The organism is Ktedonosporobacter rubrisoli, from assembly GCF_004208415.1.
Taxonomy (GTDB): domain Bacteria; phylum Chloroflexota; class Ktedonobacteria; order Ktedonobacterales; family Ktedonobacteraceae; genus Ktedonosporobacter; species Ktedonosporobacter rubrisoli.
The window spans coordinates 8,645,003-8,670,607 of the sequence record NZ_CP035758.1; the positions used below are offsets into that span (position 1 = coordinate 8,645,003).

Sequence of the window (25,605 nt, forward strand, 5' to 3'; positions counted from 1 at the left end):
GATTTTTCTTGACCTCTTTAAATTTCGCGAGTATACTTTCCCTCTGGAGGCTGTAAGCGCCACTCTCCGTTCTGACCCGCCGGATGGTACTGAAATTAGCAACATTGACACAGTACACCGCTTAGGCATACTATGTGCATAATGGCCCATATGCTACGCGGAATGCAAGGTGTTGTGCCCACTTTAGTCACAAAACAAGGATCAGACAACATGTCCTATTTACACGACGAAATGGCTCACGAGAAGCGTGATGATGAATTGGAGCAAATACTCTCCCAGGGCATGACTCTTCATCAGGAACAGCAATTGTCAAGGACAAGCCCGGAGAGATCATTAGACGAAGATGCTGACGAGAACGTAGATGTTCCCTTGGACAGCGATGTGCAGGGTGCGTTGGGACTCTTTGCAGAAGCGGCACAAGATATGGCGACTGCGGGGTTAGAGCTCAATTTAGGCCGGCATTTTGCCTGTGCGGATTATTGCAATCAAGTAGCAGAGAAGGCAGCACAAGCAGTTAGCTTGCTGCGGTTTGGCCGTCGTTCCATGTATGACCATGATCTACGCATGTTAGGGGCCGCGGTCGGAGCTCCAGCAGATATTCAAGATGAGATGGCTATTTTAACCCCATTTCATCCCGAAGCCTTCTACGCGGAAACTCCTCCCGAAGAAGCTGATGAAATGATCAGCGCGGAACAAGCCAGCAGCTACATACAGAGCGCGAAAAAAGTGCTGCGTTGGGCGAAAAATATTGTATTGCGTATGTAATGGCTATTTATTAAAAAAAGTCCTTATGTAGGGATCGCCAGACGTTTTGTAGCCCTCTCTATGAGAGCTGCAAAGCAGTGTTTTTGCCAGGGAGTTCGCTCTTGTTATGAGAGGTCCAGCTATGGACGGTAAGCCTGGCAAGAGCTATAGGGAAGTTCTAAAGTGTGGGAAATGACCGGGTTCGGGGAAGCTTCGTTTAATTGCGCAATTCCGCCAGGGAGTACCATTTATCTGGTAATTTCTTTGGTATCTCTCGCCAGAAGGAAACCCCACAGACCCGGACCAGAGAAGTATAAGTTGGAGGAAATGTTTAATGACACAGCAAATCACCCAAACGGCATTGGATGAAGCTGTTAAAAAATCACCCCGCAAATGGGTATATCTCTTCCATGAAGGCAATGCCAAAATGCGCGACCTGCTCGGCGGCAAGGGAGCAGGTGTTGCGGAAATGACCAATGCTGGATTACCTGTCCCTCCTGGTTTTACCATTACGACCGAAGCGTGCAATGCCTACTATGATGCAAATAAGCAGTTTCCAGATGGTACCTGGGAGCAGGTACTGGCCGCGCTAAAGATTGTAGAAGAGCAGACTGGCAAGGGCTTTGGCAAGAAGGAAAACCCTCTACTCGTTTCCGTGCGTTCCGGGGCGAAATTCTCCATGCCCGGTATGATGGATACAGTCCTCAACCTTGGTATTAACGACGAGACGGTTCTGGGCCTTGTCGAGTTGACAGGCAATGAACGTTTTGCTTACGATGCCTATCGTCGCTTTATCCAGATGTTTAGTAAGATCGTGCTCGATACCGATCCACGTGATTTCGAGAACGTGCTGGATCAGTATAAAGAGCGCGCGAATGTGAAGAGCGATGCCGAGATCCCGGCCTCAGATCTCAAGAAGATCGTCGCCGAGTTCAAGCAGATCGCCGAGCGCCAGTCGGGCGAGCCTTTCCCTACCGACGTCTATCAGCAGTTGCATAAGGCGATTGAGGCTGTTTTCTCCTCCTGGAATAACAAGCGCGCCATCGACTATCGCAACTTTAACAAGATCCCGCATAGCCTGGGCACCGCCGTGAACGTACAGACCATGGCCTTTGGCAATATGGGCAATGATAGCGGCACCGGTGTGGCCTTTACCCGTAATCCGAGCACCGGCGAAAAGGAGCTCTATGGCGAATACCTCCTCAATGCCCAGGGTGAGGACGTAGTGGCAGGTATCCGCACACCCTCCAAGATCAGCCGCTTGAAGGAAGATCTGCCGCACGTCTTTGAGCAGTTCCAGGAGATTGCTAAGCGCCTGGAGCAGCATTATCATGACATGCAGGACCTGGAATTTACTGTTGAGAAGGGTCGCCTTTACATGTTGCAGACCCGCTCGGCCAAGCGTAATGCGCAGGCAGCCGTTAAGGTTGCTGTCGATATGGTCGAAGAGGGTGTGATTAACGAGGAAGAGGCTGTCAAGCGCGTTGATCCTACTCAGGTCTATCAGTTGCTTCTCCCGCGCTTCGACGAAGAGGAGAAAAAGAGGGCCAAAGGCGAAGGTCACTTGCTAGCCAAGGGCCTGAACGCCTCTCCTGGCGCTGCTTATGGTAAGGCTATCTTTGATGCTACTCGCGCTGAAGAGCTGGGCAAGGCCGGCACACCTGTCGTGCTTGTGCGACCCGAGACCAGTCCTGATGATGTGCATGGCATGCTCGTGGCCAAGGGCATTCTAACCGCACGCGGTGGCGCGACCAGCCATGCCGCTGTGGTAGCGCGTGGCCTGGGCTTGCCCTGTGTGGCTGGCTGTGAAGAAATTCGCGTTAATGAAGAAGAGCATCTCTTCCGCGTGGTTGGCTCTGATATCGTCATTCACGAGGGCGACGATATTTCCATTGATGGGGCAACTGGCGAAGTCTTCGCCGGCATTATTAAGACAGTGGATGCCGACTACGACAAAGAGGTTGACCTGAAGAAGCTGCTGGGCTGGGCCGATAAGTACCGCAAGCTCGGCGTCTGGGCCAACGCTGACTATCCGCGCGATGCACGCCGCGCCATCACATTTGGCGCCGAGGGCATTGGCCTCTGCCGTACCGAGCATATGTTCATGGAGCAGGAGCGCTTGCCCATCGTGCAAAAGATGATCCTTGCCAAGTCCAAAGAGGAGCGCCAGGCCGCCCTTGATCAGCTTCTGCCGTTCCAGCGTAGCGACTTCAAGGGCATCTTTGAAGCCATGGTCAATCCAGAGAGCGGCGAGGGCTATCCTGTCGTTATTCGTCTGATTGATCCGCCGCTGCACGAGTTCCTGCCTTCTTATGAGGATCTGCTGGTTGAGGTAACGCGCCTGGAGACCCAGGGCGGCCACGAGGAAGAGCTAAACGAGAAGCGGGCCATGCTCGATGCTGTCGGGGCCATGCGCGAGATGAACCCCATGCTGGGCCTGCGCGGCTGCCGCCTTGGCTTGCTCTTCCCCGAGATCAACGTCATGCAGACGCGAGCCATCCTGGAAGCCGCTTCCGAGCTGGCCAAAGAGGGCAAGAAGCTGCAGCCTAAGATCATGATCCCGCTCGTTGGTCATGTGAATGAGCTGAAAGAGGTTCGCCGCCAGCTTGAGGGCGTGGCGAAAGAGATTGCCGGCGAGTCAGGAGCTATCGAGTACAAGTTCGGGACGATGATCGAGCTGCCACGCGCGGCCCTTACCGCCGATCAGATCGCTGAGGTCTCCGACTTCTTCAGCTTTGGCACCAATGACCTGACTCAGACAACCTTTGGCTTTAGCCGCGACGATGCTGAGGGCAAGTTCTTGCTCAAATATGTCGACGGACTTGAGGAGCCGGGCCTGAAGGATAAGGTCAAGGTTCTGCCTATCAATCCCTTCCAGACCCTGGATCGCGAGGGCGTGGGCCAGCTGGTGCGTATGGGCGTAGAGAAGGGTCGCAAGACCAACCCGGATATCGAACTGGGTATCTGTGGTGAGCATGGTGGCGATCCTGACAGTATCGAGTTCTGCCACATCGTGGGTCTGAACTATGTGAGCTGCTCGCCCTTCCGTGTACCTGTCGCACGCCTGGCTGCTGCTCAGGCAGCTCTGACCCAGGTTGAAAAGGACAAGTAGATCTCTCTTCATGTAAGGGCACCTCTGGCTAAGAGGTGCCCGTTTTTTTGCGCGGCTGGCTCGACCGCGAGAAAATTGCCTGTAGCTAGGCTTTCTTGACGTAGTGCATGATCTCCTCGGCCGCGCGCTGAGCTCCGCCGGCCTGGCGCATGGCCTGCTGCATCTCTTGCACACGGGCCGGGAAACTAGTATCCTTGGCCATCTGCGCAACCGCAGCCTGCAACTTTTCTGGAGTCAGAGTCTCCTTCTCCAGCATAAGACCCAGGCCAAGCTCCTGCACGCGACGAGCATTCATCTCTTGCTCAACCATCTGGGGAACCACAACGAGCGGCACGCCAAACCAGAGACTCTCCATAGTGCTGTTCATGCCACCGTGACTGATAAAGAGATCAGCCTGCGCGAGTACTTCCAGCTGTGGGACGTGGGGCGCAAGCAGGAAGTTGGCCGGCGGCTCAGGGAGGTCTGCGGGATCAATGCGTCTCCCAAAGGAAAGGACTACCTGCCACTCGCTCTGGGCAAAGGCTTCAAAGCACATACGATAGAAATCGCTCCAATCGTTGAAGGCAGTCCCAAGCGAAATGTAGAGCAGAGGGCCTGGCTTGCGCCATTGCGCTGGAAGCTCAGCACTATCTTTGCGCAGGGCCGGGAGCGAGGGCCCAATAAACACGTAGTGCTCGTCAAACGTCTCGCTTGCCGGCTGAAAAGCGCGGGGCACAAACACAATATGCAAATTTGCCTGACTTGCCATAAGCTCACGAAATGAAAGACGAGGCAAATTATAGGCCTCACACTCGCGGCCTAGATCCTCATCGAGGGCGGCCCACAATTGCGGAGAGGGGCGACTGTCTTCTGTCGCTCGGCTAGCCATCATCCTGAAGCTTTGCTCATTCATCGCAAAGCTTGGATTGAGCTGTATGGCTGGCAAGTGCAGCACCTTGCTCGCAAAGACCCCGGGGATAAAGGAGCGATCGTAAAGGACGCAAGCGATCTTGTCGGCAAGCATTTGCTCAATGAGCGGGGGTATCTCATGGATGCCTTCGGTTGCCAGCCTGGCCATTGTGTTAAGACGGTTCGCTATATCAGTCTTCCCCATGACAGTAGTAGCCAGGCGGGGAGAAATTTCGTCCAGGCCTCGCTCTCATAAGGGCGAAAGATAGCTCCGGTCGCCTCGACTGACGCGCGAAACTCCTCGGGAAGATAATAGATGACTTGCTCACCGCGCGCGATAAGCTCCTCGGCCAGGGCCAGCGTGGGATTGACGTGTCCGTAGCCGGGCACTGTCAATACTGCATATATTGTCACGTTGCATTTTCTCCTTCGTGTTTATAGGGCAATGCTAATTTTAGAATATAGTTATGTACGAATCTCCTTAGCTATGGGAAAGTAAGCACAACAATATATCTGGACATAGAAATGTTATACCAATAATAGAGCTATCTACCTGGGAGAAGGCAAATCCATAGCTCAGGAGGATAAGCGCTCTGAAGAGCTCTTTTCCTCAGCGCAGGGCTTGAAAAGCCGCAGGATAATCTCGGCATCGGGAACATAGGTATTGAATTGCTCTGGATCTTGTACGGCCCAGCGCGTTAAACCATCGAGGAAGGCCCCCATAATTGCTACAAGCTGATCTGGATCACCTGGCGCGACTTCTCCACTTGCCTGACCCTCGATAATGAGTTGCTTCATCGTCTCCAGCAGCATCTGATAATGTTTGCCAAGCCGTTCGCGCATATCATCAGGCATGGCTCCGGCGTAGAGCGCATGATTGAGGAGTTGATAGACTTCAAGCGTTTCAGGACGCCCTCGCGCTGCCACTATGTGCGAAATCAAGGTGGCCAGGCGCTGGCCAGGCGTTCCAGGCACCTGCAAAAGTTTTTGGGTCATGCTTGGACCATCTGAGAGGGTCTGTTGCACCAGAGCCGCAAAGATGGCCTCCTTGTCGGCAAAATAGCGATAAGCTAGCCCCATGCTGATCTGTGCATCGGCGGCGATATCGGCAATGGTTGCCTCCATGCCTTTGCGGGCAAAAACTCGGCGCGCGCTATCAAGAATCTTCGCGCGCTGCGCTTCGCGTATACGTTGATTCGCTTCGGGCGTTCGGGGCATGTCCACCTCCCATTAAATGAAAATTTCATTCATTGATAAGTATAGCTTTTTGTGACATTGGTGTCAAGTGCTGATAAGGACAGAGAGCATGCTAAAGGCCAGAGGACCGTTCCCGCGCTGCAGCAGGCTTTTACCGAGAACGCATAGAGGCAGGCAGAGGGGACGCAACTGCCTGGATGCGCATCTTTTCCCCTTTCTCAATGGAGCCTATCCTTGAGAAAGGGAGAAGTTGGCGGATTGGAGAGAATAAAGTGCCTTGAGAGCTCTCTATACAAACGCTGGCTCTCTCATACTTGATACACAGGCATAGGTTGGCATCTGCGTTGGCTTATCCTCAAATGCCGAGATAATGCCATCCGCGCACGAGGAATTATACTGTGCGCCGTGGCCAAGGCCGGAAAGGGAGAAGTAGTAGCTGTTCTTAAGCGTCTGTGCTACCAATCTTCCATTCTCGGGCGGCGTAATCGGATCGTATTCGTCAGCGATAATCAAAGTAGGAATATCGCTAACCACTGCCAGTTTCTGCGCTTTAGGGACTGGCTGCACATTCCAGAGCCGACAGGTCTCGTATTCTTGCTGCAGATCGTTTTGAAAGGAGCGCTGAATCTGCGGCCTGATGCCTTGCATAGCTTGAGAAATGTCCTTCTGGCCCAGGAAATCCCAATCCTCGCTGCACTCATCGGAATAAAACATGCCATCGCTGAACGTATCATCGAACTCAAGATTGCCAAACATTTGCGCCAATGTCGTATAGTCATGGTCGCGCACTTCAAAGATCATGCGTGGGAGATCAGGGATATATTGGGTCACATAGAGCGCTGAGAAGAGCAGAAAGACAAAATCGTCTCCGGCCATAACCACATTATAGCTTTTCCCCGATTGATAATCGACAGTCTGGAAGTGAGCCGGATTAGCATTGAGATCTGTAACGAGCTGGTAAAACACATTGTCAAGTTGCGGGTAGTGCTTATTACAATAGCTATCATCGGCGCATCCCTGGAACAACACATTGAAGGCTCGTTGGCCGCCTGCTGGTAAGCTATCGCGGTTCTTTTGGGGCGGATACGTCGAATCAAGCACAACGCTGCGCAGAACTGTAGGGAAGAGCCGCATAACAGTGAGGGCCAACCTGGTACCATACGAAACTCCATACAGATTGGCTTGCTGGTAGCCCAGAGCCAGGATAAGATCCCGCACATCGGCAGCATTTTCCAGGACGTTGAACGAATTCAGATCAACGCCAGAGTGTAGCAGGCGGTCCCGGCATGCGCTAACTGCCTGCAGAGTTAAATGTTTGGAGGCATCAGGACTCAAAAATTTGTCAAGTGTAGCGAATTGGAGCTGTTGTAGCTCAGGACATTTGAGCGAAGGAGTAGAGTAGCCAGTCCCGCGCTGATCAAACATGATCAGATCGTGGTGGAAGACGAACGAGGAATATTGCGAAAGCGTAATATAATGGGCCCAATTATCAAGCGATGGGCCGCCAGGACCACCCTCAAGGCGGATAACCGGATGGTCATCTTTCTGGCTATTCTGGGCTTTGAAGATAGCCACGGCCAGGCGCACCTTTGCGCCCTTAGGTTTGCTGCGATTCTCTGGTACAATTAAATAGCCGCAAGTAACCGTTTTGCCCTCTCGAATGCCATCGCCGAGCTTGAAGGGACAGGAGGCCTTCTGGAAGCTGGCATCTGTTGGTGGCTTTCTGGCTACGGTAGATGGATGGGGCGAGAACAGATGACTCAGGTAAGGCCCAATAAGCAGCGTTAGCACAAGGACGATGCCTGCGGCGGCCAGTGTGAAGAGGAGTATCTTTTTGCGCTTCCCCTTGCCTGGAAACGACGTTGATAAAGAGCCTGGCGTTGGGGGAGTTGGAGGACGCTGTAGCGAAGAGTACTCATAGTAAGGCGGGTCGTACTTGCTCTGGGATGCCTGCCGATCCTCATGCGTATTGTCTGCCAAGGGTAGCCACCTTTCCGTACAGTGTCTTGCTGGCAATTACCTCCTACTTACTCCCATTCTATCCCCTCTCAAAATAGCCTATTGCCGATACTATGTCAATGCATGCATGTTTGGCCATGCGTAAAGCATGCCCGAATAAGTAAAGGCTATTCTACACCATTGAGCGTATAAGATTGTTTATGGATATAAGCTGTATTTAGCCAGGTTAGATTTTTAGATGTCGACCTGTACTTTAAGTATTCCACGCTGGCTGGCCTTCTCAAAAGCTGCGAGGCCATCGTCTAGCGTATAGCTCGCACTGATTAAAGGCAAAACGTCTACAGTTTTCAGGCTCAACGCACGCAACGCCGGAGCAAAGGGGCCGCAACGCGATCCCTGGACACGAATCTCGTCGATAACAATCGGAGCCAGGTCCAGCGTACTCTTATCGGCAACAGTACTTTTTAAGACCAGCGTCCCACGCGGACGCGTCAGGCGCATAGCCATCTCCAATCCCTGAGCCGTCCCTGTGCATTCTACCACTACATCAACCCGTCGCCCTCCTGCCAACGCGAAGCTCTGCGCATCTTTAAGGACATGGGGACGAACGCCACGTTGGGCCGCCAGATCCAGCTTATCCTCGTGTTTGCCGATCATCAGCACCTCGCAGCCGCTCAGCGTAAGCACCTGGGCTGCCAGCTGACCCATCTTGCCATCGCCAAGAATAGCGATACTATCAGTTGGCTTGATGTGTACTTGCTCAAAAATCTCAAAGTTAGCGGCCAGCGGCTCTACAAACACCGCCTCCTCATTGCTAATAGCAGCGTCCACGGGGTACAGATTTTCTACCGGCAGCATCAGATAGTCGGCGAAGGCCCCGTCGCGCCCAACAATTCCCAGCGTGGTACGTTGGGGACAATGCGTAGTCATACCGCGCTGGCAATAGGCGCAGTCCGCCTGGTAGCAGGCCGCATTGATATCGCCGGTAACGCGCTGCCCTTTCAAGTGTGCGTAGCGTTTGGCCGCATCGTCTCCATAAATTTCTTCGACCACGCCGACAAATTCATGGCCCAGCACGCCTTGAAAGCCGAGGTAGCCGCGCACAATCTCAAGGTCGGTATTGCAGATTCCCGCCCTCAGGACACGGATCAAGGCCTCGCCAGCGGCGGGCGTCGGCAGCGGGTAGTCGCGCTCAAGTGTAAGGTTTGCATCTTTGAATACCAATGCACGCATCAAGGTTTCCTCTTCTCTATGCTCAACGAAATTTTGCTGTGTGCATGCACAGTATAGCATGTCCACTGCCTGGCTATGTAGGGTCCGTCAAAACTAGACCCTCACCTTGAAGCCTGCTTGTCCCTGGCATGCTCACAGGAAGCCAAACATCCTCTTTTTGCAACATTTAGCCGCTAAAACGTCAATAGATACTTAATCTTGTCCATATAAGAATTGCGTATTGACATGCATGAGACTGGAAGCTATCCTAACTGATAGAACATTTTATGCATCCATTTCTGTTAGAGTATATTTTTGTCTCTTTTAAGGAAAGCTCAAGTATATTTTGGAAGGTAGGGCAGAACGCGTGGTATTGCAAATTTCTATAGCAACAATGTCATTGTATCAACTCCACGGAACCGCCGATAGCTATGAAAGTATAAACAGTCCCCAGACTTTTTCACCCATTCAATATAGCCAATATAAGTATGGCGCGGGGCAAGCCGGAGAAGCTTATGCGCAAGAATTGGAAGAAGCCTTTCGGCAACATTTCTCTGATCTTGTCCTCTCTCCCCGCCTGATTGTTGCCTCCTCTCCTTACAGAACGATTCCGCCCAGTTCGCTATGTATTGCGCAAGCCTTTCTGCAGCGGCTCAATAGCAGGCGAAAGTGGTCGGATAGCTCTCCAGCTTCGTTAAGCAAAATTGGGCGGAGCACGCTCTATCCGGGAGATTACGGATTACTCTCGGCGGCCCGGCGCACAAAGCTGATGCAGGGCAATTATCTCTCTTTTGAAGCTACGCGCCTGGCGGGCGCCGACCTGGTTGTTATCGATGACATCAAAGTGACGGGAGCCCATCAAAAGTGCGTTATGTCTCAGGCGAGGTCGTTAGATTTACATACGCTCACCTTTCTCTATGTTATCGAATGTATGAATTCCCAGGTAGCTGCCGCAAATCCACAAATTGAAGATCAGCTCAATCATGCCAGCATCAGGACCCTGGCCGAGGTCACTGAGGTTATCGGCAGGCCTGATTTTTTCTTCAATGTGCGCATCTGCAAATTTATCCTCAGTACCAGCAATCGTTCGGCTTTACCTGAATTTCTAAAGGGCATGACCGATGCCTTCTGTAAGAAGCTCTATCGCACGATTCTTGAGGATGGTTATTGTTATATGGATATGTATCGGGAAAGCTTTCAGATCTTGCATGCGGAGCTGCAAAAAAGACGTCTCTTATATTCATGATTCTTGCAGATCATTCCATGACTGAGCATAGTAAAGCCAGCGGGCCGCACTTGAGCGTCGGCCTGCGCAAAATGCTTAAGGAAGCCATAAACGAAGTAAGCCCTATCGTGTACCGACCTCGGGCCAGCGCGGTGGCCGAGGCCCTGCTGCAAGCTCGGGCATATAGCGTGGCTGTAGGGCGCCCTCCTGAAGAGTGGTTTCACTGGAAGTGTGGCATCATCGCTCCCTGCGGCTGCAATTGTCGCGTTGTGAATGGCTTTCCCGCGTGCCGGCGCCTGATTGACCGTGCCCTGGTAAAAGCTGTGCTTGCCAGCTTTCCCGAGGTCGATTATATTGTAGGCGTTGCCAATGCTGGCATTCCCTGGGCCAAGAGCCTGGCTGAGCGCCTTAATCAGCCTCTGGCCTATGTACGGACTGCGGCAAAAGGGATGAGCCATGAGCGGCTTGTAGAATGTATGCCCACGGGAGGCAAACGAGCCGTAATCGTTGAGGATGCCCTGGTCAGCGGAGAAAGCACGCTCAAGGTAATCAACGCGCTAAAAAAGGAGACTGATCTCCAGATAGCAGGCATACAAAGTATCGTGAACTGGAACTTTCCCTCTATGCGAACATTACTGCGTGGCTATACAGTGCGCACCCTGACCAGCTATCCCTTCATCCTGGCCGGTGCTTTTGCCAGGCGCCTGATTGATGAAGAGGGTTTTGCCCAATTGCTGGCATTTTATCGCGATCCCGAGGCCAATTGCTGGCTTAACTATTACAAGGACTGGCTTCCTCAGCGCGAATAGCCTGAGCAGGACTTGTAGCAGCCAGGGCTTGCGTAAAGGGCAGCAGGAAAGTATCATAGCAAATATCTTATATGCCCGCAGAAAAGATTGCTAGAGATGAATGAATACGATTTAATCGCGCCTTTTTACGATATTGAGCATGCACGTTTTAGTGAAGACCTGGATCTCTATCAGAATTTTGCTGAGATATGCGGTGGTAAGGTCCTGGAACTGGCCTGTGGAAGTGGGCGCGCACTTCTCCCTTTAGCGCGCGAAGGCTACGAGCTTACCGGAGTTGATACATCCGCCCGCATGCTTGATCTGGCCCGGCAACGCTTAGCTGAAGCTGGCTTGGAGCAGCGTTGCACGCTTGTACAGCAAGATATCGGCACCATGCAATTGGGGCAGAAGTTCCGCCTGGCCTTCGTCGCCCTTGGTTCCTTTTCCCACATTACCACGCGTGCGGCACAAGCGCAGGCGCTGAGCGCAATACGAGCGCATCTTAACACCGGCGGCACCTTTATCATCGATATCAGTAACGCCGATGCCCGTTATATGGAAGAGCTCAGCGGCCAGATGTTGCACCAGGGAACCTGGAAATGCCCTGATGAAAGCCTGGTCTCACACTTTGTCAGCCCGGTCTCAGCCTCGGATCGACACTTGCTAGAGCTAACCCATTTCTATGATCAGTACAAACAGAGTGGTCCCGTACAGCGCACAGTGGTCACTACCTATCTTTATCTTTTTGAGCGCAATGAAATAGAGCTCCTTCTGGAACGAGCTGGCTTTGTCGTCAAAGATACCTATGGCGACTATGAGCTTGGCCCATACCAGCTTGAGAGCCCTCGCCTGATTTGTATTGCAGAAGCGAAGTAGATTATGCCAATTACACCATTACACGAATGGAACCTGACGCAACCGGAAGCCATTGCCTTACAGCGCGAACTGGCCCAGCGCATAGTACGCGAAGATCGGCTGGGCGAAGTGCAGCATGTAGCAGGGGTAGATATGGCCATCAACGAGGAGCATGAAACGGCCCAGGCTGCCGTTGTGTTGCTCAAGTATCCAGAGATGGAGATTGTCGAGCGCCATATCTATGAAGAGCCCTTGCGTATGCCCTATATTCCAGGCCTGCTCTCGTTCCGTGAAGCGCCATGTGTCCTGGGAGCTGTCGCGCGTTTGAAGCAGCAGCCCGATCTGGTGATGGTCGATGGGCAAGGGATTGCTCATCCGCGGCGGATAGGAATTGCCTCTCACCTTGGGCTCTGGCTCAACATCCCCACGATTGGCTGCGCTAAATCTATCCTGGTTGGCAAGTATGATAAAGATGCCCTGGGAGAAGAGGCCGGTTCCTGGGTACCGCTGATCAATCGACATGAAGTAATCGGCGCTGTCGTGCGCACACGTACGCGCGTCAATCCAATGTATATCTCAGTTGGCCATCTGATCAGCCTGGAGACCAGCGTGCGCTATGTGCTGGCTTGCAGCAAGGGCTACCGCCTGCCGGAGCCAACGCGCCAGGCCGATAAGCTCTCCAAAGATAAGGCCTGGGTTGAGACAGATGAGCAAGAGAAGCCGCCAACGTTATGGGAATAGCGCACCTGGCATAAGCAGTCCATGCTGAGCTGTAGAGAGGTCGGGGTGAGCAATCCCGACCTCGCCCTATTCTTCATCCCTCTCTGTAAAGAAGGAATTGCCAGCGAACAGATCATAAGCCCTCTTCTGGGCCAGGCTTACAGATCTTGGCCAGAGTAGAGAGGCAGCGTAAAATAAAAAGTTGTCCCCTTATTCAGGATCGTATCAAAGCCAATGGTGCCGCCATGCTGCTCAACGATCAGCTTGGCGATAGATAAACCCAGACCATAGCCGCCCATCTTGGACTGCTGACAATGGTTGGACTGATAGAAACGCTCAAAAATATGCTGACAATCCTCGGGTGGAATGCCGTAGCCAGTATCGGTGACCGAGATCATCTGAAAATGCTCATCATGGCGGCGTGTGCTCACCGTCACCGTCCCGCTGGGAGGTGTAAACTTGATGGCGTTAGTGACAAGATTATTGAGCACCTGCTTGACGCGCTGGGGATCGGCATAAATAGGCGGCGCATCTTCTGGCATATCATGACAAATTACAACCTCAGCCTTGAGAGCCTGGGGCTTCAGACTATAGATCACCTGATTGACCAGGTTAAGGAAGTGTATTTCCTGCTGCTTGATCTCAAATTGTCCCAGGTCTGAGCGCGTCATAAAGAGAATATCTTCCACAATCGAGATCAATTGTTGTACGCCTTCCTGCGTATAGCCAAGATATGTGCGCTGATCCTCGGTAAGCTCACCCATATGGCCCTGCAGAAGCAGATCCACAAAGCCATGCACCGAATTGAGCGGAGTGCGCAGCTCATGTGAGACCATAGAAACGAAATTCGAGCGTACACGATTAGCCACCTGTAGCGCAGACATATCGCGAGCCATAAAAACTGCCTGGCTGGTACCTGCGCTCTTTATAGGCGTGATGCTCGTCGAGACCTCGCATACATGGCCCGGGCGCGTACCAATGAGCAGCTCTTCATGGGGCAATGGCTTTTGTTGCTGCAAAGCCCGCAGCAGAGGGCAGCTGGAAGTACCGCAGAGCTCCAGGCGGTTCAAATTCTGACAGCGCAGCACCTCGGTACAGCGACGCCCGAGAGCCTCTTGTGGAGACCAGTTGAGCGTTGAAATAGCGGCAGGATTCAACTCAAGGACATGAAAATGCTCATCGAGAACGATCATGGCATCCGAGGTCTGCGCGATCAGTGCATCCAGGTGAGAGTGCTCTTCCAGCGAGGCAGCCTTGCCCTCTGGTTCAGCAAGATCTTCCTCAGCGGATTTATCACCAACGGGGACATATTGTATAGCTGGCTCATCTTTTATTTGCTTAGAAACGCGTTTCCGCACCCTTTCCCCTACTTTCCAACAAATTTATAACCTACACCTCGTACAGATACTATATGTTGAGGTTTTTGCGCATTGGCCTCCAGTTTTTGGCGTAAGCGACGAATATACACATCTACGATATTGCTATTATTCTCATTCTCATTCCAAACCTCCGCCAGTAATCGGTCACGCTTTACCACCTGCCCACAGCTGTTCATCAGAACGCGCAGCACATGCACCTCAGTAGGAGTGAGAGCTACAGTAGATCGACCGCCAATTACCACCTTCAGCTCTGCCGGGAAGAGTTCCACCTGTCCTCCACGTATACTCTGGCTTCCCACCTTGCTATTCTTCTTGATGCGGCGCATCACCGCCTGGACGCGCGCCACAAGTTCTTGATGGTTGTAGGGCTTACAAATATAGTCATCAGCTCCGATATTAAATCCCTGCAACTTTGCATCAATGGTATCCCGAGCTGTCATAAATATGAGTGGGATTTCATAGCCTTCAGCACGCAACTTTGCCGAAAAATCGAAGCCATTAATATAGGGCATCGTCACGTCGAGGATCAGCAGGTCTGGCTCACGCTTCTGGATCATCTGCATAGCACCACGTGGATTATCTGCAGTCTCGACCTCGTAGCCTTCCTTACTGAGGACAAACTGCACCAGTGTGTTCGCAAAGTGGTCATCATCGACGACAAGGATGTACACAGTTTTCCCCTCTTCTTAAAATTTCAGGTTGCTGTATACCATGGTAGATACTCCCATCGTAGCACCTGGGCCAGGATAGTAACAGTAGCGCCTGCAAAGGGCATATTGACTTCCATATTATATATGCATAGGAGAACCAGTTACATACGTGGGGGGTGACGTATGATTCTAGTTCTATATCGTATCGATACATTATGAGTTCTATGCGTGTTTATGGTACACGCATGTCGCCGTAAATGTCAAGAGGATATCTTAAGTGCACGTAATTTCTCCAGGTATATCATCAGGATGGCAATATCCGCAGGAGTCACTCCCTCCACTCGTGAGGCTTGTCCAACGGTTCTTGGCTGTGTACGCGTTAACTTCTGGCGAGCTTCAGTACGCAGATGTTGCACATTCTGATAGTCAAGCGATTCTGGAATGCGCATCTCTTCTAGCTTCAAAGTCCGCTTGACCATCTGTTCTTGCTTGCGAACATAATTCTCGTATTTTACCTGCAATTCAACTTCTTCTGCCACTTCAGTGGCTAGTATGGGAAGAGTAGAAGGTGTGGCCATCGCCGGTGTATCACTCGCCTCCACACGCTGCGCTAATTGCGCAACCTGCTCATAGTTCACTTCGGGACGTCGCAGTAATTCGCGCGCGGAAAGCATCTGGCCAAGTGGCTTGATGCCCACTTCCTGAGCATGCTTCTCGACGAGACGCGAAGACGTGAAAGCGATCTTGCCAAGTTGAGAAAGCGTCTGCTGAATCTGCTCGCGCTTGTGCATCACCTCTGTATAGCGCTTCTCATCGATCAGCCCCAGGCGATAGGCGTGATCGCTCAAGCGCAGATCAGCGCTCTCGGGCCGTAGAAGCAGGCGATGTTCGGCTCTTGATGTGTGCAAGCGATAGGGCTCGCTGAGTGGACGCGTCACCAGATCATCGATCAAGACACCGATGTAGGCCTCGTGGCGGCCGAGCACAAAAGCCTCTTCCCCACGGGCATAGAGCGCGGCATTGATCCCCGCCATAATGCCCTGGGCGGCCGCTTCCTCGTAGCCAGATGTACCATTGATCTGCCCGGCCAGAAAAAGACCGGCGACAGGCTTGGTTTCCATTGAGGGAGAAAGCTGCTCAGGTGGGACATAATCGTACTCAACCGCGTAGCCAACGCGCATCATTTCGGCCCGTTCCAGGCCGGGGATGCTGCGCAGCATGGCCGACTGCACATCCTCGGGCAAGCTCGTATTCATACCCTGCACATAGACCTCGCCGGTGCGCCAACCCTCTGGCTCAAGAAAGATCTGGTGCGAGCCCTTGTCGGCAAAGCGTACAATCTTATCCTCGATAGAGGGGCAGTAGCGCGGACCAATGCCCTCGATCACGCCTGTATAGAGCGGCGAGCGGTGTAGATTATCACGAATGACCTGGTGCGTCCGCTCGGTCGTGCGTACCAGGTAGCAGGGCAACTGAGGTCGCCAGCCATGCAAATCTTCATCGGTGACGGGATAGATAGGATTTGGGCGCCCGCCAGGTAGCTGTACATCTTCGTGCGCTGCTTTATCCCTGGAGAAATAGAGCGGTACGCGGCTACCGGGCTGCAATTCTGTCTGGCTGAAGTCAATCGTACGTGCATCGATGCGCGGTGGCGTCCCTGTCTTAAAACGGCGCGTTTGCAAGCCAAGCGATTGGAGCGAGTCAGAGATACCCAAAGCAGGCCCCTCACCCGCACGTCCACCGGGGCGCGTCTGCGAGCCAACCACTAGCCGTCCATTAATAAAGGTGCCGGTAGTCATGACCACGGCGCGGGCCTCATAGCGCCAGCCATTGGTCGCTACGACACCTGTTACGCAGCGGCGGCCATCCTCCCTGATCTGACTCGTAAGACCAGCAATCGTTGTCTGTTTTACATCTAGATTGGCTTGTCCTTCCAGAACGAACTTCATGGCCAGGCGATACGCCTGCTTATCGCATTGCGCTCGTAAAGCCTGTACGGCCGGACCTTTGCTTGTATTGAGCATGCGAATCTGAATAAACGTGCGATCAGTATTGCGCCCAATCTCGCCGCCAAGCGCGTCAATCTCCTTAATAAGATGCCCCTTAGCTGGCCCTCCCATCGAAGGATTGCAGGGCATAAGCGCTACACTATCAAGATTCATTGTAAGTAGTAACGTCTTACGTCCCATACGTGCACTGGCCAGCGCCGCCTCGCAGCCCGCGTGGCCGGCTCCCACAACAATCACATCATACACACCCCCTACCATCTGCTCCGGGGGAAAATTGTTATTCTCTGCACTGTTATTCATCGCGTATCCCTGGTTGAAATTGCTAAATGAAGATTTGCTATCCTGCAGATTTGTATTATCCCCCAGATACACCTCTCCGTCAATATACTGAGCGTGTACTAGTATTTTTCGTCTTTTCGTGGGGCCCGGGGTGCGCTTTTTGCCCTCCTACATATGCTGAGCTCTCTCCATGCCCTCTACAATCAGGCTAATCCCAGAAAAAGTGATTGACTAATGCGCCCGAGCATGATACTATCATGTCAACCCATCCGGGGCGATGGCGGAATGGTAGACGCCGGGGACTTAAAATCCCCTGACCGCAAGGTCGTGAGGGTTCGACTCCCTCTCGCCCCACCTACTCAAGAAGCCCCTTCACAAGCCACTTCAGACAAACCCTTCCAATCATCGCTAACTCAGGAAAGCCCATTTTGTCGTAAAGTCTCCTGACCCCTTTTTATAGCAATCCCCTGACTTCCTGTTTGGCACAGCATTTTGTCTCATGCGCAGCAATTGCTGTGTTTTTAATAGTTGCTATAAGCACATAGAAAACTATCGCATTTCTTGTGACGAATGTACCTATGCAATGGGCAGCCAAAGAGTTACAATGAGCAGGACGGCAAAGTAGAAGATGGGACTGATACCGGCGAAAAGAGATCCTCTGGTAGGATGAGCTGAAAACAAAGAGAAATTATACAAATGGCAAGAACAACATACAGAGCCCATACTACGAAAGCTGCATAACATAAACCGTCTTAACCGCATAGGTCAGGACTTTTTAGCAAAAACACAGCACGAGAAAATCAGGATATGGTATACTTTCAAGTAGAAGTGAAGGAGAAGCGAGCCATGGCAACCATTGAAGAACGGTTACAGGCTCTTGAACAAGAGCACGGCCAACTCAAGAAAACAATCGAGTTGCAAACTATCGCCATAGGTGCCTTAGTGAACAAAGCAACCCTGGAAAAACTAAACGAGAAATACGATAAAATATTTGAAGCCCTTATAGCCCATGACCGTTTTACCAATGATCAGCTTGCCGAACTAAGAAATCAACACACTGAACTAGACGGTAAAGTTGTTGGCCTACAAACCGAGATGCGCCAGCGTTTCAGCGAGCAGGACAACAAAATAGCGATGCTGGATAGTAAGGTAGCGGGACTGCAAACCGAGATGCACCAGCGTTTCAGCGAGCAGGACAACAAAATAGCGATGCTGGATAGTAAGGTAGCGGGACTGCAAACCGAGATGCGCCAACGCTTCAATGAACAGGACAGCAGAATCGCGGGACTGGACAGCAAGGTAGCGGGATTGGATAACAGGATCTCAAGGCTAGACAGTAAGGTGGCAGGACTGGACAGCAAGGTGGCAGGACTAGATAGCAAGGTAGTGGGGCTGGACAGCAAGGTGGCAGGACTGGACAACAAGGTAGCGGGGCTTGACAGCAAGTTTGCAAGTTTGCAAGCTACCCAGGCAGAGCATACTACCTTGCTTAAACAAATCCTCGCGCGCCTACCAGAGTAGGACAGAGCATAAGCACCGCGCGATACGGCATGCCTATGCACAGCGTGCCGTATCTAATTCATTCGTTGAGCAATAGCCAATCAAAGTACAATAATTGCAGATAATTACCTCCTATTTTATAGCAATCCCCTGACCATCATATTGGCACAGCAATTGCCTCATACACAGAAATTGCTTAGTTTCTACGAACTATCATAAGCGTATAGAAAAATGTCGCATTCTTTAGAAGCGAAAGAAGCGAATGTACCTATGCAATGGACAGCCAAAAAGATGCTCTCAGAAGCAGCTCAAAGAGCAGACACAGAAATTGCGATCTCCATAAGTTTCTTAGCGAAACGTAAGCATAGTTCAGCTCCATTTGGGGACTATATCCAGCAATAGAATTGTTATATAGAGAGGATGGGAATAGGGCACAGCAATTGACATCTCAGCGCATTTGGGGTATTATTTATAGTATCCTGCATGATTTGCCCGAAAGCAAGGAAGAAGACGGAAGACGGAGAGACCGATGGATCGCTAAGGACTTATCGCTATTGCACTAAAAAGATGTACACAAGAAATAAATGTATTATCAAGGAGTACACCTGAATATGAGTGAAGCAACAGCTTTGCTAGTCATTGATGTGCAGATAGGTCTGATTGACGGTCAAGAGCCCTCCTACCGGCGGGATCTCGTCCTGGAAAATATCGCCGATTTGCTCAAGCGAGCTCGTGAGGCGCAGATACCGATCATCTATATTCAGCATGAGGGTGGTAGCAAACTTATTCCAGGTGCGCGAGATTGGCAGATCCATCCTAGAGTTGCGCCACTTGACGGAGAAATCGTCTTATCCAAGCGCGCTGCCGACTCATTTTATGGTACGAACCTGCAGAATGAGTTGCAGAGCCGCGGGATCAAGCATATCATCATCGTTGGATGTCGAACCGAGTTCTGCGTTGATACTACTGCACGGGCAGCCATCAGCCGGAATTATGCTGTAACTTTAGTCGCCGACGCACATAGTACCATCGACAATGGAGTGCTGACCGGTGGCCAGATCGTAGCGCACCATAACGAAACGCTAGATGACTTTGGACATGCTGAAAGCTGTGTCGAGGTAAAGTCGACCCGAGAGATTAGCTTCTAACCTGACGTACATATAAAGGGAGAGCCAACAGCCGGGGAGGCCCAGCGCTCTCCCGTCCAACAGCAGTCAATCCGCGTGAAAATGAAAGAATAGTCAGACACATCTCATTATGCGAGCGTAAAGCAGACATTTGTCTTATAGACTTGCGTAATGAACATGAATATTTTTTAATTATAGAGTGGGAATGTACAGGTGTGAGAGGGAATTGCCTCCAGGATAAGAGGGAGAGAGAGCGTGATATATGGTAGGAAGATTACAACTTTTTTAGATGCGACTCGTATACGTCTGTAAGTGATACTGCCTATAATCATCTAATGAGTTAAAATAGAGAACTAGTAATGAGCGGTGACAAATGCTAGAATCATCAGTGAACGTTACAAACATGCTGGGGGGAATAGGGACATTAGCGAAACCAGCGCGAAAGACACGTCGTAGCCAGAGTACTGAGATAACCACAGGTATAGCGGGTGTACAGGGTATTACTGGTGCAGAACAAGCGACCGGAGCGCGAACGAAGGCGGAGGCCAGAGTGGAAGCGATGAGCGATGCAGCGCTTGTCGAGCTAGTCCTCACTGGTGACCAGGATGTCTTCGCGGTGCTCGTCGAGCGATACAAAGATGCCGTGCAAAATCTGGCGTACCGTATGTTAGGTAACGTAACGGAAGCCGAAGATGTGACGCAGGAAACATTTGTGCGAGCCTACACACAGCTTGGCACATATAAGCCCATGCATAAATTCAGCACCTGGCTCTTATCGATAGCTTCGCACCTGGCCATTGACCAACTGAGGCGTCGACGATTTCTGGCTTTGCCCTTAGAGGATATCCCATTTTTAGAATGGATGCCGGACCTGGGGATCAGTCCAGAGCAATCGGCTTTGCAGGGGGAGCAGCAAGACGAGATCCAGCTGTATCTGCAGAAGTTACCCAGCAAATATAGAGCCGTCATTGTTTTACGATATTGGTACGACTTCTCCTACGAAGAGATCGCCAACACCTTAAAACTGACGCCTGCCCTGGTCAAAGCGCGTTTACATCGTGCGCGTGAATTACTAGCCCGATATATGCAACAGAACGCAACCAGCGAGAACGAGGAGGTGCAGGTAGATGCGCTGCCGCGACGCTAAGAGATGGCTGGATGCCCGGCGTGAAAGTAACCCTGAACAGGCAGATGACTCGGCACTGCAGGAGCATTTGCAGAAGTGTGCAGCATGCCGTGCTTTTGAGCAGCAGCAGCGTCGTATCGATCACCTGTTTTGTGCAACAGTGCCAGCGCCTCGTCGTGTGTCTACAAGCATCTCAACCGACCAGATCATGCGGGCCATACAACAACAGAAGAAGATAACCCAACAACTTGAAGATATACATCAGCAGCAGCAAAATAGAGTGGCTCGCTTACGAACCGTAGGCACAGCAGTTGCGGCTATTGGTTTCTTTACATTAAGTAGTATCCCATTACTGTTACTCGCAGTCACGATCATCCAGACAGATCTAGCAGTGCAGATCCTTTCACTGCTCAATGGTGTCATCGATATATTGATAATCCTTGCCCAATATCTGCAGGCGGGGTTGACGCTAGTGACACGCAACAACTGGCTACTGTCAGGGATCGCGTTCGCCGTGGTCGTCATGATGGGGATGTGGCTTCGCTTGATGCGAACTCCGCAAGAGGCGTAGAAGCGAAGGTCATAGCTGCTAGAGGCAGCTATGATAGGGAGTTCCAGTATGTTAAAAGTCTTTCGGAGACGGTGGTTCATGCTCACACTGCCTGGACTTCTGGTCCTTGTGGTGTTCTTAATAGGTGGGGGGCTACAATCCAGGTTTACGGGCCCACCCACTGTAGCAGCAGCGGATCGTCAAGCAGCCGGGGGAGACTCGGGTTGCACAGGTGAACATCACAGTCCCTCTTTTGGCAGCACTGTGGTAGTTAATAGTGGGGAGGTGATTTGTAGTAACCTGACCTCATTTGGAGGGATTGTGGTGATACGAGGAGAGGTCAGAGGAGATGTAGTTGCATTTGGCGGCAAGGTAGTTATTGATGGGCGAGTTGATGGCAACGTCACACAGTACGTTGGCAACGTCACCTTGCAGGATAGTGCCGATGTGAGTGGAGATATCCATCTCTGCGGCGGGCGCTGGACACATAGTCAGAACTCACAGCTCCATGGTTCAGTGCTCGATTGCACAAATGGCATGGGTCAACTGCTTGCAGGCGATGTAGGCACCGGTTTCCGTTTCTGGTCCATCGTGACATGGGTAGCGCTAGGTCTTTTGCTCACCTCGTTACTGCCAGAACACGTGATGCTGGTACATACAACTGCGAAGAGCAAGATGCGGCGGAGTCTCGTCCTGGGGCTGCTCAGTGTTCTGCTTGCACCTGCTGTCCTTGCTGTATTAGTCGCACTCATTATTCCTATCCCATTGGCTATTTTAGTAGCCATAGGACTTGTTGCGGCGTGGGCCCTGGGGACGGTAGCGGTGGGTTGGCTTATTGGTGAGTATATCTTACGCAAAATAACACCCCAGCAAAATACCCGTCCAATGCAGGTTGTAGTGGGATTGACGGTGTTAACATTGGCAGGGTCTCTCCCCTACGTTGGTTGGTTAGTCTGGATTAGCACAGGGCTACTTGGGATAGGAGCAGTTTTCCTGAGCCGTTTCGGCACACGACTCTATAGCCAGCCTAAACAACCACTTCAGTTATAGATGCTCCTGCCAGCGTCTGAGAAGAAGCGCTAGTCTCTCTCATTGAAGAGGGGGAAAGAGTCATTTTCCGTTGCGAGACTCCACTTCGGGGCTATGTAGTATCTAAGTATAGACAAAAACGCTGGAAAGATGGGACGGACATCAACGACGAGGAATGTCGTGGGGTGACCGCCGAGGTGAACATGAGCATTGATGTTGAACTTACAGATCTTGCCTACGGAGGCGATGCCGTAGGCCGATATGAGGGACGCGTCCTGTTCGTCCCTGGAGGGATTCCAGGCGAGCGGGTCCGAGTAGAAATTGTAGAGGAACGCCGAGGCCACGCACGGGCAAACCTGTTAGAGATTCTGCGACCTGCGGCTGAGAGAGTCGAGCCACCTTATCCGTTGCTTACCGAGAGCGGCTGCCAGTGGCAGCACATTGCCTATCCGGCACAGCTTACCTGGAAGGCTCATATTGTGCGCCAGTTGCTTGTGCGTATTGGCAAGCAGCCGGACGCCCTTGTTCATCCCACTATTGGTATGCCGCCAGGGGTCCCACCGTGGCACTATCGTAACATTGTCCTATTTACTGTGGGACCGCGCGGCGAAATTGGCTTCAAACTGACTGAAAGCCATAACGTTCAGGATCTTGAAGAGTGTCCCTTATTGCATCCTGCGCTTGATCAGGTATATCAGCTTGTACGCCGCAAGCTCATCGAGTATTTTGATGATACGCTTGGGGAGATGATCCAGGGCTTTACGTTACGTGGAGCCATTGGAGCTGTGAGCAATTCTACTACTGGCATTGCTCCAAATGGCGTAAAGGCCGTGCCTACGCTTCTGACGGTCCATGCACGCCCTGGCTCAATGATCGAGAATCCCCAGCAGCTTGCGCAAACCCTTATGACTATCGCTCCCGGAATCGTGGGAGTTATCATTGAGCGCGTTGGCGGCCGCTATGGCCGCGTGTTCGCTGGCCAGGAATTCTTGACGGATGTAGTTTTGGGGCGCCGTTTCCGCGTCTCGGCTGACTCCTTCTTCCAGGTGAATCTTGTGCAGACCTCGGTGCTTGTCGAGCGGGCCCTGGCTATGCTAGAGCCTCAGCGCTCTGAGGTGATCCTGGATGGCTATAGTGGCGTAGGTCTTTTTTCGGCGTTCTTATCTCCTCGTACATCGCGTGTAATTGCGATTGAGTCCCAGCCCAGTGCGGTTATGGATGCGCGCGCAAGCGCTGCCTTGAATAACCAGAATAATATCACTGCGCTGGAAGGAACGTTGGAGCGAGTCCTGGGACAACTGCACTACCGCCGAGAGCGTATCGATCTGGCCCTGGTTGATCCACCGCGGGCCGGCTGTCATCCTAAAGCTTTGCAAGCCTTGCAGATGATCGCGCCTCGGGCCATTTGCTACGTCTCTTGCGATCCCAGCACGCTGGCCCGCGATATTGCTATGCTCTGCAGTGGCGGTCGTTATCGCCTGGTTGCCGCTCAACCAATCGATATGTTCCCGCAAACCTATCATATCGAATGCGTGGCTTTGCTCGCGCGCGTTGGCACAAGATAGCATTTTATATAGTGCCTTTTTGGCATAGAGAAGGACCGCCAGAACTACCGGCGGTCCTTTTATGTGCTGCTTCAGACCTGATCTACGAGGGATGGCCGCTTGCTCAAAACTACCTCGATCTTACTGCCCTGGGCCATCATAGTGCCCGGGGGCGGGTTTTGATGAATGACGCAGCCCGGGGCGATGTTCGTGCTGGGTACTGCCTCGCCCCATACGCTTACCTCCAGGCCGTATTCCTGAGCGCAGGTCATGGCAGTCAACAGGTCCATATCGCGTAGATCGGGGGCGCCGCTGGTTTTGGCCGTCTCTTCTAGCCGGGCCAGGATCGTGCTAAACCAGAGGTGCATCGTCTTCTTCTCTTCGTTCTCTCTTTTGGCTCGGTCTTCTTTATCCTTATGGCCTTTGATGGCGCTGATCTCGTCCATCAAGACGAAGGGATGGTCTATCGTGCGCAGGATAATATCAGGATTACTGCCCGGAGTCTCTACGTAGATATTGCCGATGTCAAGGAAGCGCTCAATCACGTTTGGCACCTTTACCTTGATATCGCGAATATTCTTGTACTCCGCCTCTATGCGCGCCTCAAAGAGGATGACAAAGTGGCGATGGATATCGATGATGCGCTTGTTCGTAAGAATATATACATCGTCAACATAGTTGATATAGAGCAGTCCCAGTGCAATAAGCAGGCCTAAGACAGTAAAACCGCTGAAGAACCACCAGTATCCATAAAGCGCCGGTGGAATCGATCCCATGCCAGGCAAGACAAGCGCAATCGGCAGGACGATGATCAGCAGCACCAGGGGGATAAGCAGGGTTCTGAGCAAGACATACTGCGAGCGCTGAATATACTTGACAGTATATTCGCCGGAGGTATAGTGCACCTCGCAAGGAATACGCAGGAAGCCCCCAAAGGTGCGCCTGGGGCCGAGGAAGCGGTCCTTATTGCGCAGTGGAGGGTAGTTCTCATCGGCGTTGGGCAGTTTGGCAACAGCTTTGCCCTGGGATAGCTCTTTTAGCACCGCCGCCATGCCAGGATTGTGTGGAGCTGGCATAGGTTTGTCGGCAGGCTTGTTGGATTTGATGACTGAGGTGATGCCTTGAATCGCATCTTTGATCTTTTTGGGTTGGGGCACGTTGGGGAGGAGCAGGTCCCCGCCGGTCAGGTAGAGATGAACCGTGCCAAAGCCCAGAATTACGCCTAAGAAGGTGTCTACGTCAAGGCCTACCTGTTGCACTTTTTCAAGCGGTGTCTCCTGGCGCGTGGGCTGGAATAAGCCGCGTGAATTGATGATGCGCTTGTTGGTGATGATATAGGTCTCGAACCACCACACAACAAGGTCACGATAGGCAAACCAGCCAAAGGTGGCTAGTATGGCAAGAAAGAATATACCTTCAAGGACGAGCCAGAATGTCGGAGGGGCTGCAATCAGCGTGGAAGCCCATAGGGTCAGGATGAAGAGCAGCGTTGCCCCTAGAAAAGGTAGGGCTGGCTTCATCAGGAACCACCAGTGCCTGCGCACTACCAGACGTACCTCTTCGCCTGGCTGCTGCCCTGAAAAATGCCACTTTCTATCGCTCCCACGCCTGAACATTTGCAAACCAAAGCGACGACGGCCTGAAAGCCATTGATCGGCAGGTGATGTAGAGGTAGTCGCAGCCGATTGGTTCCTGGGTTTATCTGCCATTAT

General features: G+C 52.1%; 21 protein-coding genes and 1 tRNA gene. 13 read left to right on the forward strand and 9 right to left on the reverse strand.

Translation table 11 applies throughout. The annotated features are described in order from the left end of the window. The first annotated feature begins 210 nt into the window (after positions 1-210). On the forward strand, positions 211-765 hold the full coding sequence (locus tag EPA93_RS37535; protein ID WP_165423662.1) for a HEPN domain-containing protein: 555 nt from the start codon (positions 211-213) through the stop codon (positions 763-765). 313 nt (positions 766-1,078) lie between these two features. Then, a complete protein-coding gene (gene ppdK, locus EPA93_RS37540; protein WP_129892437.1) occupies positions 1,079-3,856 on the forward strand; it encodes a pyruvate, phosphate dikinase in 2,778 nt (925 codons plus the stop codon). 85 nt (positions 3,857-3,941) lie between these two features. Here ppdK and EPA93_RS37545 read toward each other — a convergent pair whose 3' ends face one another. The 5 genes from EPA93_RS37545 to EPA93_RS37565 all read right to left on the reverse strand — a co-directional run bounded on the left by EPA93_RS37545 (position 3,942) and on the right by EPA93_RS37565 (position 9,133). Next, the gene (locus EPA93_RS37545; RefSeq protein WP_129892438.1) at positions 3,942-4,949 is read right to left on the reverse strand and encodes a macrolide family glycosyltransferase; all 1,008 of its coding nucleotides are present in this window, start codon (positions 4,947-4,949) and stop codon (positions 3,942-3,944) included. After that, a complete protein-coding gene (locus tag EPA93_RS37550) occupies positions 4,931-5,158 on the reverse strand; it encodes a hypothetical protein (protein ID WP_129892439.1) in 228 nt (75 codons plus the stop codon). The genes EPA93_RS37545 and EPA93_RS37550 overlap by 19 nt, the downstream gene beginning before the upstream one ends. Before the next feature lie 162 nt (positions 5,159-5,320). Beyond that, positions 5,321-5,962, reverse strand: coding sequence for a TetR/AcrR family transcriptional regulator (locus EPA93_RS37555; RefSeq protein ID WP_129892440.1), 642 nt, complete (start codon positions 5,960-5,962; stop codon positions 5,321-5,323). Between the two features lie 267 nt (positions 5,963-6,229). Then, positions 6,230-7,921 carry an alpha/beta fold hydrolase gene (locus tag EPA93_RS37560; protein WP_165423663.1) on the reverse strand — a complete coding sequence of 564 codons (1,692 nt, stop codon included), beginning with the start codon at positions 7,919-7,921 and terminating at the stop codon, positions 6,230-6,232. Positions 7,922-8,134: 213 nt separating this feature from the next. Further along, entirely contained in the window at positions 8,135-9,133 is a 999-nt protein-coding gene (locus EPA93_RS37565) for an MDR/zinc-dependent alcohol dehydrogenase-like family protein (protein ID WP_129892442.1), read from the reverse strand. 325 nt (positions 9,134-9,458) lie between these two features. Between EPA93_RS37565 and EPA93_RS37570 the strand changes: the two genes are divergently transcribed. The 4 genes from EPA93_RS37570 to nfi all read left to right on the forward strand — a co-directional run bounded on the left by EPA93_RS37570 (position 9,459) and on the right by nfi (position 12,721). After that, positions 9,459-10,358 carry a phosphoribosyltransferase family protein gene (locus tag EPA93_RS37570; RefSeq protein WP_129892443.1) on the forward strand — a complete coding sequence of 300 codons (900 nt, stop codon included), beginning with the start codon at positions 9,459-9,461 and terminating at the stop codon, positions 10,356-10,358. After that, positions 10,355-11,146, forward strand: a complete 792-nt coding sequence (locus tag EPA93_RS37575; protein WP_129892444.1) for an orotate phosphoribosyltransferase — start codon at positions 10,355-10,357, stop codon at positions 11,144-11,146. The genes EPA93_RS37570 and EPA93_RS37575 overlap by 4 nt, the downstream gene beginning before the upstream one ends. Before the next feature lie 96 nt (positions 11,147-11,242). Then, a complete protein-coding gene (locus EPA93_RS37580; protein ID WP_129892445.1) occupies positions 11,243-12,001 on the forward strand; it encodes a class I SAM-dependent DNA methyltransferase in 759 nt (252 codons plus the stop codon). Positions 12,002-12,004: 3 nt separating this feature from the next. Beyond that, positions 12,005-12,721 (forward strand): deoxyribonuclease V, encoded by a 717-nt coding sequence (gene nfi / locus EPA93_RS37585; RefSeq protein ID WP_165423664.1) that lies wholly within the window; start codon positions 12,005-12,007, stop codon positions 12,719-12,721. A 137-nt stretch (positions 12,722-12,858) separates the two neighbouring features. Here the strand turns inward: nfi and EPA93_RS37590 are convergent, their stop codons facing one another. The 3 genes from EPA93_RS37590 to mnmG all read right to left on the reverse strand — a co-directional run bounded on the left by EPA93_RS37590 (position 12,859) and on the right by mnmG (position 17,038). Further along, complete coding sequence (locus EPA93_RS37590; RefSeq protein ID WP_129892446.1) at positions 12,859-14,058, reverse strand: sensor histidine kinase; 1,200 nt, start codon at positions 14,056-14,058, stop codon at positions 12,859-12,861. Between the two features lie 8 nt (positions 14,059-14,066). Continuing rightward, complete coding sequence (locus tag EPA93_RS37595; protein WP_129892447.1) at positions 14,067-14,750, reverse strand: response regulator transcription factor; 684 nt, start codon at positions 14,748-14,750, stop codon at positions 14,067-14,069. 239 nt (positions 14,751-14,989) lie between these two features. Beyond that, a complete protein-coding gene (mnmG, locus tag EPA93_RS37600; RefSeq protein ID WP_242527220.1) occupies positions 14,990-17,038 on the reverse strand; it encodes a tRNA uridine-5-carboxymethylaminomethyl(34) synthesis enzyme MnmG in 2,049 nt (682 codons plus the stop codon). A 250-nt stretch (positions 17,039-17,288) separates the two neighbouring features. Between mnmG and EPA93_RS37605 the strand changes: the two genes are divergently transcribed. The 7 genes from EPA93_RS37605 (at position 17,289) to rlmD (ending at position 23,914) form a co-directional block, all read left to right on the forward strand. Beyond that, a tRNA-Leu gene (locus EPA93_RS37605) sits at positions 17,289-17,371 on the forward strand. A gap of 492 nt (positions 17,372-17,863) precedes the next feature. Beyond that, complete coding sequence (locus EPA93_RS37610; protein ID WP_129892448.1) at positions 17,864-18,538, forward strand: hypothetical protein; 675 nt, start codon at positions 17,864-17,866, stop codon at positions 18,536-18,538. Positions 18,539-19,128: 590 nt separating this feature from the next. Further along, positions 19,129-19,665, forward strand: coding sequence for a cysteine hydrolase family protein (locus EPA93_RS37615; RefSeq protein ID WP_129892449.1), 537 nt, complete (start codon positions 19,129-19,131; stop codon positions 19,663-19,665). Positions 19,666-20,017: 352 nt separating this feature from the next. Continuing rightward, positions 20,018-20,791, forward strand: coding sequence for a sigma-70 family RNA polymerase sigma factor (locus EPA93_RS37620; RefSeq protein WP_207229302.1), 774 nt, complete (start codon positions 20,018-20,020; stop codon positions 20,789-20,791). After that, positions 20,772-21,341 carry a hypothetical protein gene (locus tag EPA93_RS37625; RefSeq protein ID WP_129892450.1) on the forward strand — a complete coding sequence of 190 codons (570 nt, stop codon included), beginning with the start codon at positions 20,772-20,774 and terminating at the stop codon, positions 21,339-21,341. Before EPA93_RS37620 ends, EPA93_RS37625 begins: the two co-directional genes overlap by 20 nt. A gap of 48 nt (positions 21,342-21,389) precedes the next feature. Then, complete coding sequence (locus EPA93_RS37630; RefSeq protein WP_129892451.1) at positions 21,390-22,370, forward strand: DUF8173 domain-containing protein; 981 nt, start codon at positions 21,390-21,392, stop codon at positions 22,368-22,370. A 164-nt stretch (positions 22,371-22,534) separates the two neighbouring features. After that, positions 22,535-23,914, forward strand: coding sequence for a 23S rRNA (uracil(1939)-C(5))-methyltransferase RlmD (gene rlmD / locus EPA93_RS37635; RefSeq protein ID WP_129892452.1), 1,380 nt, complete (start codon positions 22,535-22,537; stop codon positions 23,912-23,914). Positions 23,915-23,985: 71 nt separating this feature from the next. On the opposite strand, the gene EPA93_RS37640 is transcribed toward rlmD, so the two are convergent. Then, positions 23,986-25,602, reverse strand: coding sequence for a PH domain-containing protein (locus EPA93_RS37640; protein ID WP_129892453.1), 1,617 nt, complete (start codon positions 25,600-25,602; stop codon positions 23,986-23,988). Between the last annotated feature and the right edge of the window lie 3 nt (positions 25,603-25,605).

What these genes read in the sequence shown, in the direction of transcription:
- EPA93_RS37545 (WP_129892438.1), bottom strand. Translation starts at nt 4,949, where the DNA reads ATGGGGAAGACTGATATAGCGAACCGTCTTAACACAATGGCCAGGCTG.
- EPA93_RS37625 (WP_129892450.1), top strand. Translation starts at nt 20,772, where the DNA reads ATGCGCTGCCGCGACGCTAAGAGATGGCTGGATGCCCGGCGTGAAAGT.
- ppdK (WP_129892437.1), top strand. Translation starts at nt 1,079, where the DNA reads ATGACACAGCAAATCACCCAAACGGCATTGGATGAAGCTGTTAAAAAA.
- EPA93_RS37580 (WP_129892445.1), top strand. Translation starts at nt 11,243, where the DNA reads ATGAATGAATACGATTTAATCGCGCCTTTTTACGATATTGAGCATGCA.
- EPA93_RS37610 (WP_129892448.1), top strand. Translation starts at nt 17,864, where the DNA reads ATGGCAACCATTGAAGAACGGTTACAGGCTCTTGAACAAGAGCACGGC.
- EPA93_RS37630 (WP_129892451.1), top strand. Translation starts at nt 21,390, where the DNA reads ATGTTAAAAGTCTTTCGGAGACGGTGGTTCATGCTCACACTGCCTGGA.
- EPA93_RS37535 (WP_165423662.1), top strand. Translation starts at nt 211, where the DNA reads ATGTCCTATTTACACGACGAAATGGCTCACGAGAAGCGTGATGATGAA.
- EPA93_RS37620 (WP_207229302.1), top strand. Translation starts at nt 20,018, where the DNA reads ATGCTAGAATCATCAGTGAACGTTACAAACATGCTGGGGGGAATAGGG.
- EPA93_RS37640 (WP_129892453.1), bottom strand. Translation starts at nt 25,602, where the DNA reads ATGGCAGATAAACCCAGGAACCAATCGGCTGCGACTACCTCTACATCA.
- nfi (WP_165423664.1), top strand. Translation starts at nt 12,005, where the DNA reads ATGCCAATTACACCATTACACGAATGGAACCTGACGCAACCGGAAGCC.
- EPA93_RS37575 (WP_129892444.1), top strand. Translation starts at nt 10,355, where the DNA reads ATGATTCTTGCAGATCATTCCATGACTGAGCATAGTAAAGCCAGCGGG.
- EPA93_RS37565 (WP_129892442.1), bottom strand. Translation starts at nt 9,133, where the DNA reads ATGCGTGCATTGGTATTCAAAGATGCAAACCTTACACTTGAGCGCGAC.
- mnmG (WP_242527220.1), bottom strand. Translation starts at nt 17,038, where the DNA reads ATGAATAACAGTGCAGAGAATAACAATTTTCCCCCGGAGCAGATGGTA.
- EPA93_RS37555 (WP_129892440.1), bottom strand. Translation starts at nt 5,962, where the DNA reads ATGCCCCGAACGCCCGAAGCGAATCAACGTATACGCGAAGCGCAGCGC.
- EPA93_RS37615 (WP_129892449.1), top strand. Translation starts at nt 19,129, where the DNA reads ATGAGTGAAGCAACAGCTTTGCTAGTCATTGATGTGCAGATAGGTCTG.